Origin of the sequence: Brevibacillus sp. HB2.2 (genome assembly GCF_013284275.1) — a bacterium.
Lineage (GTDB): Bacteria > Bacillota > Bacilli > Brevibacillales > Brevibacillaceae > Brevibacillus > Brevibacillus brevis_D.
This window is the reverse complement of sequence record NZ_JABSUV010000002.1, coordinates 210,463-226,677: the sequence shown is the minus strand read 5'-3', so window position 1 is coordinate 226,677 and position 16,215 is coordinate 210,463. Positions and strand designations below refer to the sequence as shown.

The following is a 16,215-nucleotide window of genomic DNA, read 5'->3' as shown; positions in this document are numbered from 1 at the left end:
ATTGCGAATAGAAAAAGCGAAGGCATCCACGAATGTGTGCCTTCGCTTTTATCATGTTTTCTAAAGGAGAATATACATGTGGCTTTCATCAAAGTATTGATCGCCATTTTTTAGTGCACGCTTTTCTAACCCATATGGAAGAAAGCCCATTTTCTCATAGAGACGAATGGCAGCCGGATTGGTCGTGACGACAGCGAGCTGTACCGTATCGATATCTCCCCGCTCCTTTAAGTAGGCTAGCTCTGCCTGCATAAGAGCTTGTGCGACGCCAGTCCCGCGATACGCTTCACGAACGTACATGGAGACGATAGAAGCTTTGTGTCTCGCTTTCAGCCCTCTGTGGCGGAAAAAACCGATGATGCCAGCCAGCTCTCCTTCCACAAATGCACCAAAATAACCGCTATCACCTGACTCCCCTTGAGAAAGTCTTTGCCGCCACTCTTCCATCGATACCTGCATTGCCTCTTCATAGGTAGAGCCGAATGCGTCTGGATCTGTTTGCAGCCCTTCCAGTCTAATCTTTACCAACTCTTCTGCATCGTCTGGTCCCAAAAATCTAACTTCCATGCTAGGCTGCACCTCTCCTATTTTGATTTCCACTTATCTTAGTCAAGAGTTGCTCGAAAGTAAAGAACTATCTAAAAAAAGCGCCAGGAGCATCTCCCTAGCGCTTGAACCTCATCCTATGCAGTTCCCGTCTGGTTTGGATTGCTTTGCCCAAACAGCTCCAGCGCTTGCTCCCGCAGCTTGAACTTTTGTATTTTACCGGAAGCGGTCATCGGGTATTCGTCTACAAACTGTATGTAGCGAGGGATTTTGTAATGAGCGATCTTCCCTTCGCAATAGTCCCGCACCTCATCCTCCGACAACGTTTCATGAGGCTTTATCCGAATGCACGCCAACACCTGCTCGCCGTATTTGACATCAGGCACCCCTACGATCTGGACGTCCAACACTTTTGGATGCGTATAGAGGAATTCTTCCACTTCACGGGGATAAATATTTTCCCCTCCGCGAATGATCATGTCTTTGAGCCTGCCGGTAATCCGATAGTAGCCTTCCTCATCTACGGTAGCCAAGTCTCCGGTATGTAGCCACCCTTCGTGATCGATTGCCTTGACTGTCTCTTCTGGCATATTGTAATAGCCCTTCATGACCAAATATCCACGCGTGCACAGCTCACCTTGTACACCTGGCGGCAAACTGTCACCTGTCGCGGGATCGATGATTTTTGCTTCCACCTGTGCGTGCAGACGACCGACAGTCGATACTTTTCGCTCGAGAGAGTCCTCTGGGACGGTTTGTGTGATGACGGGAGAAGCTTCGGTTTGTCCGTACGCTATCGTAATGTCACGGATTCCCATTTGATCGACGACCTTCTTCATCACCTCAATCGGACATAAAGAACCAGCCATGATGCCTGTTCGCAGGGAGCTCAGGTCACGCTCGGCAAACGACGGGTGGTTCAATTCCGAAATAAACATCGTGGGTACACCGTACAATGCTGTACAGTGTTCGGCTTCCACAACCGCAAGGACCACACCAGGATCAAAGGCGATGACAGGAACCATCGTCGCACCTGTCGCCACACATGCCAAAGTCCCCATCACACAGCCAAAGCAGTGGAAAAACGGAACCGGAATGCACACCTTATCCGCTAACCCGAGCCGCTGACATTCCGCTACCTTGATGGCATTGTTGACGATATTGACGTGCGACAGCATGACTCCCTTTGGAAAGCCAGTCGTCCCGGATGTGTACTGCATATTGATGACATCATCAGGTGAGAGCGTCGCCTGGCGCGCGTTCCGCTCTTCTTCCGTGACCGATGCAGCACGTTCGAGCAAATCACTCCACAAAAACATTCCGGGTTGTTGCTCATCCCCTAGATAGATCACATTTTTTAAATGCGGAAGCCTTTTGGATTGAAGCGCTCCAGGTTCACAGGTCTGCAATTCCGGGCAAATCTCTTGAATCATGGCGAGATAATTCGCATCGCGATAGGAATCCATTAAGAGAAGCGTCGTCGACTCTGATTGACGTAGCAAATATTCCAGTTCATGTACCCGGTAGCTCGTATTGACCGTTACCAGTACACCGCCCATTTTCGCTGTGGCAAATTGTGATATCACCCATTCAGGCACATTGGTTGCCCAAATCGCGATATTTTCCCCTTTTTGAATCCCAAGAGACATAAATCCTCGCGCTACTTGATTGCATATCGTTTGAAATTCTCCAAACGTATAGCGAAGCCCTCGTTCGTGATAAACGAGCGCTTCCTTTTCCTGATACTTACTGACTGTGTCGTCTAACATGTTGCCGATTGTGGTCATATGAATCATACAAGCACCCCCAAAATATTCAGACTATTCTGTAGGATTCTTCTTTTCCGCCACAATCCCTTCTTTTTCCATTATCGTCCTTCTTTTCCTTCCTCCCAAAAAGAAAAGCGTCCCTTTTCTGGAACGCGATCTGTTTTACTTCACAACGATTTTTTTCGTAGTCTCTATCTTGTATGGCAGATGGTTGCTGTAGTTGAGCTCAACGCGAATTTCATGCTCTCCCTTGGGCAACTTTTTCAGCAAAAACTCTGGTTGATAAATCATTCCTTTTGGTTCGCCATTCAGGTATAAATGTGCGTGTCCCTCTCCAAAGACTGGGGCCTCGGCCAATTCGCCATTATCCTGGACGAACGTGAAGTTCTGTGTTAGCAAGGATACCTCTGCCGTTGTCCCATCCACCTTGACCTCCATATTCACCGCCGGCTTTTCTGCCCCTGCTGGCTGGTTCATGGGAGCGCTCGCTGTAACAGCGGCAGCTGGATCCGATGGTCGATAAGAGTCCGAGACGCTCAGAGGGTCTTTGACCAGAAGTACGATGCCCGCCACCAGTACTACAAGGAAAACAATTCCGCCCAAAATGAGATTGCGCATACTGATAATAAAGACCTTCATGTCTCTACTCTCCCTTTCGCAAGTGCTTGTCACTTATTTGTACATGCATATGCGAGAATGAAGAGAGTTAGAAGTAAAAACTTTTCTAGTAGTTATCGGTAGTTAATAAATTGTACTTCCAAAGGCAGATCAGCCTTGCGAATTGCATTGATAATTTGCTGTAATTCATCTTTGCTTTTTCCCGTCACGCGAATTTGATCGTCTTGAATCTGTGTTTTCACTTTGAGTCCTGTATCTTTGATGATGCTGTTGATCTTTTTCGCATTGTCTTTGTCGATCCCCTGCACCAGCTTGACACGCTGACGGACAGTACCACCCGCTGCCGGTTCTATTTTGCCGTAGTCGAGGTTTTTGATCGGGACATCCCGTTTGACGAGCTTCCCAAGCAAAATGTCCTTTACCTGACTGAGCTTGAAGTCGTCATCGGAGACGAGGACAAGCTCTTCTTTTTCCAAGGAGATGCTGCTCTTGCTCCCTTTGAAGTCAAAGCGATTTTCTATTTCTTTTAATGCGGTCTGAATCGCATTGTTCACTTCGGCCAACTCTACCTTGGACACGATATCAAATGAGCTCTCTTTACTCAAAGGAATTCCCCTCTCTTTTATTAGATCGCGCGGATCAAGCCACCGTCGACGAGGAAGGATTGACCTGTCACGTAGCTGTTTGCAGGCGAAGCCAAGAACGTTACCATACGAGCAAACTCGTCAGGCTGACCGTATCTGCCCAATGGGATTTGCTTCTCCCAATTTTTCCTAACTTCATCTGCACTGATGCTCTTCGCCTCTGCGGTAAGCCCATCCAATTGTGCCACTCGATCCGTCGCAATTCTGCCCGGCCCGATGGTGTTAATCAGAATCCCATCTGGTCCGAGTTCTGACGAAAGCGTCTTGGAAAGGCCCAATACCCCTGTACGAAACGTATTGGACAGAATCAAATTCTCAATCGGCTGTTTAAAGGACGAGGAGGCAAAGTTGATGATTCTGCCAAACTGGTTCGCTCGCATATGCGGCAAAACAGCACGAATGGCACGTACATAGCTAAGCAAATTTAGCTGGAAGGCTTGCATCCACTGCTCGTCGGTGAGCTGATCGAATCTGCCTGTTGCAGGCCCACCTGAATTGTTAATTAATATATCGACGCTGCCAAAATGCTTGACCGTTTCTTCGACAACTCGCTTGATATCTTCTTCCTTCGTCACATCCATTGTTACGGCAAGAGGTGATTTTCCAGTAGCCTGTTCGATCTCTGCACGAACGATTTCCAGAGCAGCTTCATCTCTACCGCATATCGTGACATTCGCTCCTTCTTGGGCGAGGCACTGAGCTGTTGCCTTCCCCAATCCTTTTGACGAGGCGAGTACCAGAGCCGTTTTTCCTTGCAAAAATAGATCCATATGCATGCTCCTTTCATGGTTCACTCATGTATGTATCTTGATCTCTTTATTCTACAGAACTTTCAGATGAAGGAAAAGCAAAAGAGAAGGGGTACAGCATATGCTCCCCTTCTCTTGCAAATCACTATACCTCTGTCGGAGGTACGTTCTTGTCTTTGTTTTGTTTTGCCTCTCGTTTTGCTTCGCGCTTCGCTTGACGAGCCTCTTTTCTTGCCAGTCTTTTTGCCTTCGCCCCCTCAAACAGGGAGTACAGGACAGGAACGAGTACTAGTGTTACGACCGTGTGAAAAATCAAGCCGGAGATAACGGCTGTTGCAAGTGGCGCTTCCAAATCTGAGCCTTCCGCCATGGCAAGACCCATCGGCAGCATCCCGAGAATCGCCGTCAGCTTCGTCATAATAACGGGACGAATACGTTCCTTCGTGCCTTGGATAATCGCCTCTGCGGTTTCCATTCCACGTTTGCGCAGCAGGTTGATCCTATCGATCAAGAGGATCGCGTTGGATACGACGATACCGACAAGCATGATAATCCCGATCATCGCCATTTCACCGAATGTCCGCTGTGTAAGGACGAAGCCAAGCACAACACCGACCAAGGCCATTGGAATGGTCAGCATGATGATAAACGGCTGAGACATCCGCCCGAACTGGGCAACCATGATGACGTAAATCAGAGCCAGAACACCTAAGAATACGAATATCCCTTGACTCATGTTCGTGCTTTGCTCTTTCAACTTACCGGCGATTTCCACTTTATAACCCGCTGGAACAGGCACGTTTGGCAATTTCTCATCAATCTCACGGCCTATTGCCCCTAATTCACTTCCCAGCATCTCGGCAGAAACCGTCACGATGCGTTCGCCTTCTTTACGCTCAATCGTAATCGGAGACTTACTGTACTCCATAACCACCAGATCTGCCAAAGGCACTGCTGCCCCGTCTTTCGATGTCACCGTAATCGTTTTGAGCTGATCTGGGTGCTTCAGCCAGTTGTCCGGCATCTTGGCAACGACATCTACTTCGATTCCATCTTGTGTGATCGACGTAATGTGTTGGCTGCCGATTAACACGCTCATTTGTTGCAAAAGTGAACGGTGATCGACATTCAGTCTAGTAAGCGCATCTTGTTTTGGCAGCAACGTAACTTTTTCTTTTCCTTCTTTAAAATCGTTGCGAATGTTGGTGAGCCCGTTGATCGTGCCAAGCATCGCTTCCAGATCGGTTGCGACCTTCCGCATGACCTCCATGTCATCCCCGTAAACATCCAGTTGGATCGGACCGCTTCCGCCTTGTTGTCCGAAAGACATGGAGACGGATTCGATTCCTGGGGTCTCATTCAGGCGCTTATTAATATCCTCGTTCAAAGCGTCCTTATCACGTGTTCTGTCCGTCTTCGGAATTAAGGAAATGAACAATGTTGCTTCTTCCTTGGAAGTAAAGAAGAATACATCCTTTATCTCTGGGATCTCCCGCAGCGATGTTTCCGCGGTGACGGCTGCTTTTTGAGCTGTTTCTAACTTAGAACCGATTGGCATCTTCATATTGACAAAAACAATATTTTCGTTGGCGTTAATTCCTTGACCCATTTTCATAAAAGGTGTGAGGAAAGCGGAACCAACCAGCAAAGCAATCGCAAGTAAAACCGTTTTTACCCGATGTCTAATCGCTACTTGTAAAATACCGCTGAATACGCGAATGATAAGGTGTTCCTTGCCTTCTCCTTCTAACGAAACATGCTTATCCTTTTGCAAGAAGCGATTGGAAAACACGGGAACGAAGAAGTAAGCAGCGATCGTCGATGAAATAATGGCAGCGGAAACTGTAAAGGCAATTGTGGCCAAAACCGGTTTCAGCCAATCTTCAAAATCCGCAAAGACAAGTGGCAAAAAGACGATGATGATCGTGAGCTGCGAGGTGAACACAGGTGTCAAAACTTCTCTTGTACCTTTAATAATAGCCTGCTTCAGCTCTTCGCCCTTTTCCCGGTAGTGATAAATACTTTCCAAAACGACGATGGCGGCATCGACGATCAAGCCAACTGACAAGCTCAGCGACAGCAAGCTGATCATATCAATGTTGTAGCCTGCGAGTTTCATCGCGATGAACGTCATGAACGCAGAGAGCGGTAGCGTCGTAGCGATGACGAGTGTGACCCTCCAGTTGCGAAGGAAGACGAACAAGATGATGATCGCAAGCGCCCCACCAATCATGACATCCCGGCTGAGATTGCTCACCGCATGCTCGACAAAGGAAGCTCCTTCAAACATAACTTTGATGTTGTATTTGCCGTTTGCTTCTGTGTTTATTTTGCGAACGACTTCTTCTACACTCTTTTGTGTCGTGATCAAGTCATAGCCGTCTGCCCGCGTCACGCTGAGTTGAATAAACACGGAACCGTTTGTCAGGGCGACGTAGTCTTTCACTTTTCCACGCAAATCTTCAATTTGTGCCAATTGGTTCAGAGAAACGGTTCCTCTCGGTGTATCAATTGGCAGTGCCTCTATTTCCTGCGGGGTCTGATAAGTATTGTCAATCATGACAACCGTATCAAAACCCGTGTTCTCCAGTGTACCAATCCCTTGCTTCCAGTTTGTATCCTGAAGCTGTGAAATGATAGCCGCTGGCGTTGTTTGATAGGCATTCAATCGCTGTGGCAAAAAGGATATGGTAATTTTATTCTCGAAGCTTTTCTCTTCTACGATTACTTCCTTGACGCCCTCAACTTCTTCAATACGGTCCTTGATCGACGTTTTTGCCAAGCTTAGCATGGTCTTTGGCTCTGCTCCGACGACGGCAAAATCAATCATTTGATCGCTACCCATATTGCTCTGAAAGATATCTACTGTGTTAACGGCTTTCGGAAAACCATTTCGGAGACGGTTAACGGCATTTTGTACATCTTGCTTAACCTGCTCGCCTTTTCCTTCATTTGCAGAAATATTGATTCTAACGTGACCTGCACTTGTTGAAGAAGAGTATTTTTTAATATCATTAATCGACTTTAGTTCTTGCTCTACTTTCTTCGTTACTTTTTCTTCCATCTCTTCTGGTGGAAGTGCACCACCGGAAATTCTTACGTTAATATCAGGGAAATTCGTCTTTGGAACCAATTCGACATTAAAACTGAATAAGGAACCCAAACCTGCAATGACGAGCAAAAATGTAAACAAGTAGACGATTAGCTGTCTTTTCAGCAAAAAGAGAATCACTTTGTTCATGCAACTATTCTCCCTTCGCCTCTACTTTTTGCCCTTCGACGTAGAATGTAATTCCACTGCGCAGGAGTTGGTCGCCTTCTTTCACTCCAGATACGATTTCGATGGAGTCTCCGACCAATTGACCGGTCTTCACTGGTTTTTTTACTGTCAGTCCATTCTCTACTGCCATTACGTAATGGTCGGTTTGACTCACGCCGACACTTTCTAGCGGCACGAGGAAGCCATTCACTTGGCGCGGCACCTCAATTGTTGCGGCCATTCCTCCACGCCAGTACCCATCTGCATTCGGAATCGTGATCTCGACGCGGTACTTCCCTGTATCCTTGTTCACAACTGGAGAGATAAATGCAATGGTCCCTTCACTTTTCTTACCATCGTCTGCCAAAGCCTGCACCTTCGTTTTCTCACGGAATTGGCCGATCAATTCATTGGAGACATCCAAGGTTACCTTTACGTCTGACAGGTCAACAATGCGAATAATTTCTTGACCTGGAGAAGCCTGCTCTCCGATTTGCAGCCTTACATCCACGACTGTTCCCGCAAATGGCGCCTGAATTTTCGCATCATCCAAGCTCTTCTTCGCGCGGTCTACACCGCCGGCAGCAGCTTTAATCGATGCATTGGCGACCATGACATCTTCCGGCTCCGCTCCTTTTTGCAGCTCATTCAGAGACAGCTGAGCGTCACGCAGTGTAATCTCTGCTTGCGTAACAGCCCGTTTATTCGCATTTATTTCGTTTTGCGAAATGGCTCCGCCTGCAAACAGCTTCTCACTTGTTGCGAGGTCCTGCTTTGCTTTATCCAGACTGTCTTGCGCACTTTTTACCTGCAAGCGCTTCTGCTCAAGTGCTTCTGCTGTCGCGCCCTTTAACGTCTTGATTTTCCGCGCTGCTGCTTCCTCTACCTGCCCCTGTGCTGCTGCAATTTCTTTTTGGGTGTAACGCGTATCCAATGTGGCCAATAGCTGTCCTTGGGCGATTTTTGCTCCTTTGGTCGCGGAGATCGCTGAAATCGTTCCTCCTGTACCAAATGACAGTACCGCATCCCGCTTGGCTTCCACCATCCCTGTGACAGCGAGCATCACTGGCTTTGTTGCCTTTTGGACCTTTACAACCTCTACTACCTTCGCCTTTGCCTCTGTCTGCTGCGGTGCCTCTGGTGCTGGTGCTGAACAACCAGCAGCGACCAACATGACCGAAGCCAGAATAATGGATGCCCGTTTTTTCACTAGAATTCCTCCAAATTTTCACAATCATTCCTCATGGCGTAATTGTGCCAGTTTTTACCTCTGCTGCAAAACAGTCAGCGGGTGGAAATTTATCTCCGTCCCAAGACGGATAACAATACCGAACAGCGCATAAATAGATACGCAGCAAAAATGGGAAAGTTACCTTTTATTGGACGATCCTGAGGGAAAATTCACAAAAAAAGCAGCCAAGTCATAGACTTGAACTGCCTTTTGGATTTGATCCACGTTATTGTTCGACCAGCTGTTCCAGTTCTTCGAGCAATTCCTTGAAGACACTCAATGCTTCTGCAATCGGCGTTGGCGACGTCATGTCTACGCCTGCGCCCTTGAGCAGATTGAGTGGATAATCTGAACTGCCGCCCTTGAGGAACTGCAAGTAACGATCCACGGCTGGCTGACCTTCCTCCAAAATCTGCTTGGAAAGAGACGTCGCGGCCGAGAAGCCAGTCGCGTACTTATATACATAGAATCCGCGATAGAAATGAGGGATCCGCGCCCATTCTAGATCAACTTCGCTGTCAACGACCATATCTGGACCATGATAGGCAACATTGAGCTCACGGTAAATCGTACTGAGAGATTCGGCTGTCAGCGGCTCTCCCTGCTCTTCTTTTGCATGCACAATTTTTTCAAACTCGGCAAACATGGTTTGACGGAATACCGTTCCACGGAACTGCTCCAGATAATGATTAATCAAGTACATGCGCTGTTTCTTTTCTGTCGTCGTCTCGAGCAAATGATTCATCAGAAGTGCTTCGTTCAATGTGGAAGCTACTTCTGCTACGAAAATCTTGTAATCGGCATACGTGTAAGGCTGTGCGTGATTGGAATAGTAGCTATGCAAAGCATGCCCCATCTCATGCGCCAGCGTAAACATGTTGTTGACGTTGTCCTGATAGTTCATGAGGACAAACGGATGTGATGTATAGGCGCCCCATGAGTAGGCTCCGCTTGTCTTTCCTTCGTTTTCATGCACATCGATCCAACCGTTGGAAAAGCCCTCATCCAAAATGCGACCGTACTCCTCACCTAGTGGTTGTAGTGCTTCTTTAATCGTTGAGACGGCCTGGTCATACGGAATTTTCATGTCCGTCTCAGGTACAATCGGCACATACAAATCGTACATGTGCAATTCATCTACGCCCAATAATTTTTTGCGCAAAGCAATGTAGCGGTGCATGAGCGGAAGATGCTCGTGGATCGTTGCAATTAGGTTATCGTACACAGGGAGCTCCACATTATCGGCAAACAAGGCTGCGTACAGGGCAGACGGATATTTTCTCGTACGTGCGTAGAAAACATCCCCTTTGATGGCAGATGTCAGAGAAGCTGCGATCGTATTGCGGAACTTGCCATACGTACTGTACAATGCCTCGAATGCTTCTTTGCGCACGCGTCGGTCCTTGCTTTCCATGAACTGCGTATAGCGCCCCTTGGTCAGCTCGACTTCCTCGCCGCTTTCATCCGTGATCATCGGAAATTTCATGTCAGCGTTGTTGAGCATCCCAAAAATTTTGGAAGGAGAGGACGCAAGCTCACTCATGTTTGCCAGTAATGCTTCTTCCTCGGCGGATAGCGTATGTGGCTTAAAGCGAGTAATCTCATCCAACAAAATGCGATAGTGCTCAAGACCCTCTACTTCTTTGATCCACGTCTGCAAGTCTTCCGTCGAAATCGCCAAAATCTCCGGCTGTATGTACGAAATGGAGCCGTATACTTGCGTGCTCAGGCTAGTCGCTCTGTCAGTCAACCCTTGATACTTGCTATTCGCATTGTCTTCGTCTCGACGCATACGTGCATAGACGTACACTTGGTCAAGCGTCTTCAACAATTCATCTTGCAGAGTCAACACGGCCAGCAGCTGTTTACCGGAAGTAGCCAGAGAGCCTTTCATTGCTGCGATTTTTTCTGTGAGCTGTTTTACTTTTTGAACGTCCGCTTCCCAATCATTATCCGTGGGATACATGTCCTCAAGACGCCATTTGTATTCAGCGGGGACGTCACTGCGTTTCGGCAGTGCTTTGCTTTTATTCACCGTGATCACTCCCTCGTTATTCATGTAAGATGAAATGGTCAAATCATCCATATGTGTATCCTATCGTATTATGCCTACAGGTTCAAATCAATCAGACGCTTTCACATTTTCCATAGAAAAAAGCCGAGCTTTCCCAAAATGGAAAAGTCAGCTTCTTCCTACACCGATATAGTGAAAGCCTGCTTCCTTTACCTCCTGGTTCGGCCAGGCATTTCGTCCGTCTACCAAGAGAGGCTGCGCCATGCTTTGATAAACCTGTTTCCAATCCAGTTGAACACACTGTTCCCATTCTGTGACCAATAAGGCGGCGTGTGCTCCCTCGCATGCTTCTGTCGCAGATTGTGTATACGTGATCTGTGGAAACTGCTTACTGACACCAGATACCCCAATCGGATCGAACGCCTTCACGGAAGCACCTTTTTGCAGGAGTGCTTCTATTATTTTAAGCGATGGCGCTTCGCGGATGTCATCCGTATCTGGCTTAAACGTCAACCCCAGAACGGCAATTTGTTTGCCTTTCAGTTCAGGGAGTTGCAAGCATAGCTGCTCCAAAAACCAGGCAGGCTGCGTCGCATTCACCTCTCGCACTTTATCCAAAATGCTTAAGTGAATATTGTGCTCTGCTGCGAGCTGCAATAGCGCAATCGTATCCTTCGGAAAACAGGAGCCGCCATAGCCTACTCCTGCCCGTAAAAATTGCGGACCGATTCGGCTGTCCAGTCCCATTCCTCGCGCGATCGTCACGATATCCGTCCCGAGCGCAGTACTCAACCGTGCTAGCTCATTCATGAAGGAGATTCTCGTGGCCAAAAATGCATTGGAAGCGTATTTGATCAGCTCTGCGTTTGCTCTGCTGGTGATTACTCGCGGTGCCTTCACACCGTTGTACAGTTCCTCCATGCGGGCCGCTGCCTGAGGATTATCTACACCAATGACGATTCGCGAAGGCTCCAGTGCGTCTATTAATGCGCTCCCTTCCCGTAAAAACTCCGGGTTGGATGCAACAGATACCCCTTGACAGCCAGCCAGCATCCCCGCTACTTTTTCGCCAGTTCCGACTGGTACGGTACTCTTGATTACCACGATGCGTTCTTGCGGTGCGAGCGAATGGACCTTTTCTATGTCAGAAACAGCCCCGAGTAAGTACGTTAAATCGGCTGTGCCGTCTACTGCTTCAGGTGTCCCTACACAAATAAAAAATATCTCAGCATCCTTCGCTTCCGTCAGATCCGTATAAAATGCAAGCGCACCATCATCCAATACTTTTTTCAATGCCTCATCCAAGCCCGGCTCGTAAATCGGCGAGATCCCTTGGCGCAATTTTTCTACTTTGGATGCATCGAGGTCAATACCCGTCACCTGATGACCGTTCATGGCAAGGGAAACAGCAGTTGTCAAACCTACATAACCGGTCCCAATAACGGCAACTTTCATTCCTTCACCTCATCATTTTTTCGACACACGCAAATAGAGCTCTTCTAGCTTCATCCGTTGCTTATGGATGTCATGGTTTTTTTCTACTTTCAGTCGAGCCTCTGTCGTGATCTGTGTCCACTCGTGACTTTCTGTTAGTACACGGTTTATCATTTTCCCGAGCGCAGTCGGTGATTTCTCCGGAACCAGATACCCCGTCACTTTGTTTTCAACCAGCTCCGGAATCCCCGCGTGATAGGTGGAAATGACAGGGCGTCCGCTTGCCATCGCTTCCATGATGACATTGGGAATTCCCTCTTGGTTGCCATTTCGCGCTGTCTTGCAAGCGATGATGAATAAATGGCACTTGGCCAGTTCGCGCTGGACTTCACGATGTGGCAGAGCTCCTTTGAGCACGACTTGTGTGCCTAGCCTGTTTTTCTTAATCAGTCGTTTGAGCTTCTTTTTTTCTTCTCCATCACCGACGATGATTAGCTTCGCCTTGGGATATTTTTTATGCACATGCGTAAACGCCTTGATTAGCGTATCCATCCCCTTTTTTTCAGTCAGTCTCCCTACGCTTAACAATCGGTACTCCCCATGATCCACGGGCCGTGGCGGCAGCATGGGAAATTTGCGCAAATCAATTCCCGAGCGGATAAGGGTAATTTTGGACGGAGGACAGCCGAGACGAATCAAGCGCTTTCTCATGTGATTGCTGACGACTGTAAAAGCCTGGCCCTTTCGAAAGAGACGCATAAGGGACCGTCTGTACACTGGATTTTCTTTTACACGCTTAGTCGCATCAAAGCCGTGAAAGGAAGTGATCAGGGGGAGCTTGCTTTTTTGTGCATAAGGAAGCAATTCTAACCCGGCAGGGCCAAAACGGGCATGCAGGCATTTAAAATTTTTTCGTCGCAGCCAAGTGGAGAGGCCGGCCATATGCTTGCGCACATAGACCGGCGAATAAGGAAATTGTTTTCGATTAAAGGCTCGCTGTCGGGTCAACACGACGGGTTTGACCACCTGATGTCCAAGCAATTGCTCGTAAATAAATGTTTCACTCTTGGGAAGAAACTTTCTGCGATAAACGAGGACCCGATGCATGCAACTGGCCTCCTTTATGACGGGTGTTACCCCTTCGTTTGCGAACGAATCTCTGCTAATTGATGGCGAAGGCCCTCTTCTAGCGTCACTTTTGGTTTGTACCCCAAGCGTTGTTGGGCAAATTGGATGTCCGCACAGGTTCGTAGGGAGTCACCTGCGGGCCCATTTTGATACGTGATGCGAGGGGTCAGATTCATTAACGTGCCCATGATGGATAGCACATCGATGAGCTTGATTTCCCGATCTCCCCCCACATTAAAAATGTCACCAGGAACAGCATGCTGTGCAGCCAGCAGATTCGCCTCTACCGCGTCTGTCACATACGTAAAGTCTCGTGATTGCTGACCATCACCATAGACGATGACCTGCTCGCCTTTCATCATTTGGCGAAAGAAACGATGGAAAGCCATATCCGGACGCTGTCTGGGACCGTATACCGTAAAGTAACGAAGCATGGTAACCGGGAGTCCATAAGCTTTCACATAAACCGAGCAGATTTGCTCCATCGCTTCCTTGGTCACCCCATAGGGGGAAACTGGGCGAAGCGGCGCATTTTCATTCGTTACGATCCCTTGCATCGTCCCGTAAACCGAAGAGGAGGACGAGACCACGATGACAGGTGGCTTCGGTCTTTGCAAGCAAGCCTCCAGCAATTCTTGTGTGGCCAAAATATTATGGCTAACATAATCAGCAAAGGATTTTCCCCAGCTGTTTCTCACGCCCGGCAAGGCAGCGAGGTGAAAAACAACATCGACGTTCTCGAGCCAAATGTCCCAACGCCCCGTCTGAAGCGTTGTCGAGTGGAAGGTGAAGGAAGGGTGCTTTCCTATTTCGGCCAGATTACGTAATTTCGCAGCTACATCGTAGTTATCGATGAACCCGTCTATCCCGATGACTGTTACGCCATCGTTCAACAATCGCTGCGTCAAATGAGACCCAATAAAACCTGCACAGCCGGTGACAAGAGCTTTCTTCATCGCCTCCGACGCCTCACTTTCTTGAGCCTTCTAATAACTAAATAACCGTCCTTGTAACCATAGATGGCCTTGTACTTTTTACCCCACCTATTGAGATAATATTTGAATGTTTTTTTTCTTAAATAATTTCGGCGGAACTTCATCTTGCTATCCGTGAGCTGACCTTTATGCTTCGTCCGGTTGTAAAGGATTTGGTTGATGTACCTCACCCGATACTTTTCAATTAATCGCAAAATGATTCGCCGATCCTCCATAATCCTTCCCTCGTATCGATCCGAGGTATCCCAACCACCCACTTGATGTAGAGCTTCTACGCGATAGCAACGTGGAGAAACCATCCAGCGATTGTACTTCAGAAACTGGTATTTATTATGAAATGTCTTGTGCTTCACCTTAATCGACTTGGTATATTTCCCATGCCGAACTTTCCAGATGTTCATGTTCCCATAGAAGAGAGCTGTGCTTTTCCTGCTTTTGTGAATGTACTTTTTAAGTACAGCCAGCGTTCGTTTCGGTAACCAGTCATCAGAATCGAGTTGTACGAGATAAGGTGTATCCACCATTGACAATGCCTGATTCATGACTTTGCCTATCCCAGAATTTTGTTCCATTCGATGATACATAATGTTTGGGTGGTACATATATTTTTCAATTTTACTTCGGGTGCGATCGGTGGACGCATCGTCAATGATCAGCAACTTCCAATCCTTTGAGGTTTGATTCAAGACGCTTTTGATGGCTTTGCGAATAAACTTGGCCCGATTGTATGTCGGAATCACTACAGTAAAGGTCGGATTCATACGTCCTCCCTCTTGACTGCTGGAATGCAAATGGACGATTTGTCGCTGACAATGAAGACTCCTGTACTGTTAGAAGATTGACCCGTCATCATCGATGAGCGTCCGAAAACACTGTTTGTTATTTTCCAAGCAATGTCTTGCAGCGAGCTGTTTTCCAGCAAAATACTGTTTTCGATATACGAGCAATTTCTCAAGCTTACGCCATTTTGGATCGAGACGTACGGTCCGATTTGGCAATTTTCAATCACACAATCATCACCGATTCGTACGGGACCCGTAATCTTCGAATTTTTCACAACCGTTCCTTTGCCAATTTGATGTTGATTGCCTAGCTCCCTCGTAAGCATCCACTGGTTGGCCTCCAGCCAGCGATCGATGGTTCCCACATCCGAATATTTCCCGTTGGTGACGGAGTGAGCCAATTTGAATCCGCGATTTATCATCGATTGAATCGCATCCGTTATTTCTAGTTCGCCTCGGGGAGATGGTTGTAGGGTAGCAATCGACTCGAAAATAGGTGGCGTAAACAGGTATGCACCAATCACTGCCAGGTTGCTCTTTGGCTGAAGTGGCTTCTCCTCTACAGAGATTAGTCGTCCTTTTTGTACTTCTGCGATCCCATAATCCTGTGGTCTCTCCACTTTACTTAGCATCACGACACCGTCAGATTTTCCCTTCGTAAACGCTTTTGTAAGCCCGTGAAGCGAATCCATCAATAAATTATCACCTAGTAGCAAGATAAACGGTTCGTCTTGCAAAAACGGTTGCGCTAGCTGGACAGCATGGGCAATTCCCAATGGTACCTCCTGCTTGATAAACGTAATGGTAGCCCCGAATTGACTACCATCGCCCACCATGGGAGGAATTTGTGATTGAGAAGGATGTATCACGATGCCAATGTCTTGAATGCCCACTTCACGCAGTTTGCGAATGCAATAGTGTAAGACCGGGTGATTGGCCACAGGGAGGAGGGTTTTCGGCTGCGAATAGGAAAAGGGGTGCAGTCGCGTCCCACGTCCAGCACACAAGATTAACCCTTTCACAAGTATCACTCCCCAGTTGTGCTC

General features: G+C 47.7%; 13 protein-coding genes. All 13 read right to left on the bottom strand.

Annotated elements, in window-relative coordinates; all coding sequences use genetic code 11:
• Positions 1–60: 60 nt before the first annotated feature.
• The 13 genes from HP401_RS02400 to HP401_RS02340 all read right to left on the bottom strand — a co-directional run bounded on the left by HP401_RS02400 (position 61) and on the right by HP401_RS02340 (position 16,191).
• The gene (locus HP401_RS02400) at positions 61–567 is read right to left on the bottom strand and encodes a GNAT family N-acetyltransferase (protein WP_173603919.1); all 507 of its coding nucleotides are present in this window, start codon (positions 565–567) and stop codon (positions 61–63) included.
• A gap of 116 nt (positions 568–683) precedes the next feature.
• Positions 684–2,342, bottom strand: coding sequence for an AMP-binding protein (locus tag HP401_RS02395; RefSeq protein WP_173603918.1), 1,659 nt, complete (start codon positions 2,340–2,342; stop codon positions 684–686).
• Between the two features lie 135 nt (positions 2,343–2,477).
• Positions 2,478–2,954: a hypothetical protein gene (locus HP401_RS02390; RefSeq protein ID WP_012686211.1), complete on the bottom strand. Its 477-nt coding sequence runs from the start codon at positions 2,952–2,954 to the stop codon at positions 2,478–2,480.
• 92 nt (positions 2,955–3,046) lie between these two features.
• Positions 3,047–3,538, bottom strand: coding sequence for a YajQ family cyclic di-GMP-binding protein (locus HP401_RS02385; RefSeq protein ID WP_064200014.1), 492 nt, complete (start codon positions 3,536–3,538; stop codon positions 3,047–3,049).
• Between the two features lie 20 nt (positions 3,539–3,558).
• Complete coding sequence (locus HP401_RS02380; protein ID WP_173603917.1) at positions 3,559–4,347, bottom strand: SDR family oxidoreductase; 789 nt, start codon at positions 4,345–4,347, stop codon at positions 3,559–3,561.
• Positions 4,348–4,471: 124 nt separating this feature from the next.
• Complete coding sequence (locus HP401_RS02375) at positions 4,472–7,567, bottom strand: efflux RND transporter permease subunit (protein WP_173603916.1); 3,096 nt, start codon at positions 7,565–7,567, stop codon at positions 4,472–4,474.
• A gap of 4 nt (positions 7,568–7,571) precedes the next feature.
• The gene (locus HP401_RS02370) at positions 7,572–8,795 is read right to left on the bottom strand and encodes an efflux RND transporter periplasmic adaptor subunit (protein WP_173603915.1); all 1,224 of its coding nucleotides are present in this window, start codon (positions 8,793–8,795) and stop codon (positions 7,572–7,574) included.
• Positions 8,796–9,042: 247 nt separating this feature from the next.
• Complete coding sequence (gene pepF, locus HP401_RS02365) at positions 9,043–10,902, bottom strand: oligoendopeptidase F (RefSeq protein WP_173603914.1); 1,860 nt, start codon at positions 10,900–10,902, stop codon at positions 9,043–9,045.
• A gap of 96 nt (positions 10,903–10,998) precedes the next feature.
• Positions 10,999–12,285 (bottom strand): UDP-glucose dehydrogenase family protein, encoded by a 1,287-nt coding sequence (locus tag HP401_RS02360; RefSeq protein ID WP_173603913.1) that lies wholly within the window; start codon positions 12,283–12,285, stop codon positions 10,999–11,001.
• A gap of 12 nt (positions 12,286–12,297) precedes the next feature.
• Positions 12,298–13,371 (bottom strand): glycosyltransferase, encoded by a 1,074-nt coding sequence (locus tag HP401_RS02355; RefSeq protein ID WP_173603912.1) that lies wholly within the window; start codon positions 13,369–13,371, stop codon positions 12,298–12,300.
• A 26-nt stretch (positions 13,372–13,397) separates the two neighbouring features.
• Positions 13,398–14,348, bottom strand: a complete 951-nt coding sequence (locus HP401_RS02350) for an NAD-dependent epimerase/dehydratase family protein (protein WP_173603911.1) — start codon at positions 14,346–14,348, stop codon at positions 13,398–13,400.
• On the bottom strand, positions 14,345–15,148 hold the full coding sequence (locus HP401_RS02345; protein WP_087350231.1) for a glycosyltransferase family 2 protein: 804 nt from the start codon (positions 15,146–15,148) through the stop codon (positions 14,345–14,347). The genes HP401_RS02350 and HP401_RS02345 overlap by 4 nt, the downstream gene beginning before the upstream one ends.
• A complete protein-coding gene (locus HP401_RS02340) occupies positions 15,145–16,191 on the bottom strand; it encodes a glucose-1-phosphate thymidylyltransferase (protein WP_173603910.1) in 1,047 nt (348 codons plus the stop codon). The genes HP401_RS02345 and HP401_RS02340 overlap by 4 nt, the downstream gene beginning before the upstream one ends.
• Positions 16,192–16,215: the final 24 nt, after the last annotated feature.

Bases quoted from the DNA above. Each gene is read 5' to 3' on its own strand.
- HP401_RS02400 (WP_173603919.1), bottom strand. From the start codon at position 567: ATGGAAGTTAGATTTTTGGGACCAGACGATGCAGAAGAGTTGGTAAAG.
- HP401_RS02395 (WP_173603918.1), bottom strand. From the start codon at position 2,342: ATGATTCATATGACCACAATCGGCAACATGTTAGACGACACAGTCAGT.
- HP401_RS02390 (WP_012686211.1), bottom strand. From the start codon at position 2,954: ATGAAGGTCTTTATTATCAGTATGCGCAATCTCATTTTGGGCGGAATT.
- HP401_RS02380 (WP_173603917.1), bottom strand. From the start codon at position 4,347: ATGGATCTATTTTTGCAAGGAAAAACGGCTCTGGTACTCGCCTCGTCA.
- HP401_RS02375 (WP_173603916.1), bottom strand. From the start codon at position 7,567: ATGAACAAAGTGATTCTCTTTTTGCTGAAAAGACAGCTAATCGTCTAC.
- pepF (WP_173603914.1), bottom strand. From the start codon at position 10,902: ATGGATGATTTGACCATTTCATCTTACATGAATAACGAGGGAGTGATC.
- HP401_RS02360 (WP_173603913.1), bottom strand. From the start codon at position 12,285: ATGAAAGTTGCCGTTATTGGGACCGGTTATGTAGGTTTGACAACTGCT.
- HP401_RS02355 (WP_173603912.1), bottom strand. From the start codon at position 13,371: ATGCATCGGGTCCTCGTTTATCGCAGAAAGTTTCTTCCCAAGAGTGAA.
- HP401_RS02350 (WP_173603911.1), bottom strand. From the start codon at position 14,348: ATGAAGAAAGCTCTTGTCACCGGCTGTGCAGGTTTTATTGGGTCTCAT.
- HP401_RS02345 (WP_087350231.1), bottom strand. From the start codon at position 15,148: ATGAATCCGACCTTTACTGTAGTGATTCCGACATACAATCGGGCCAAG.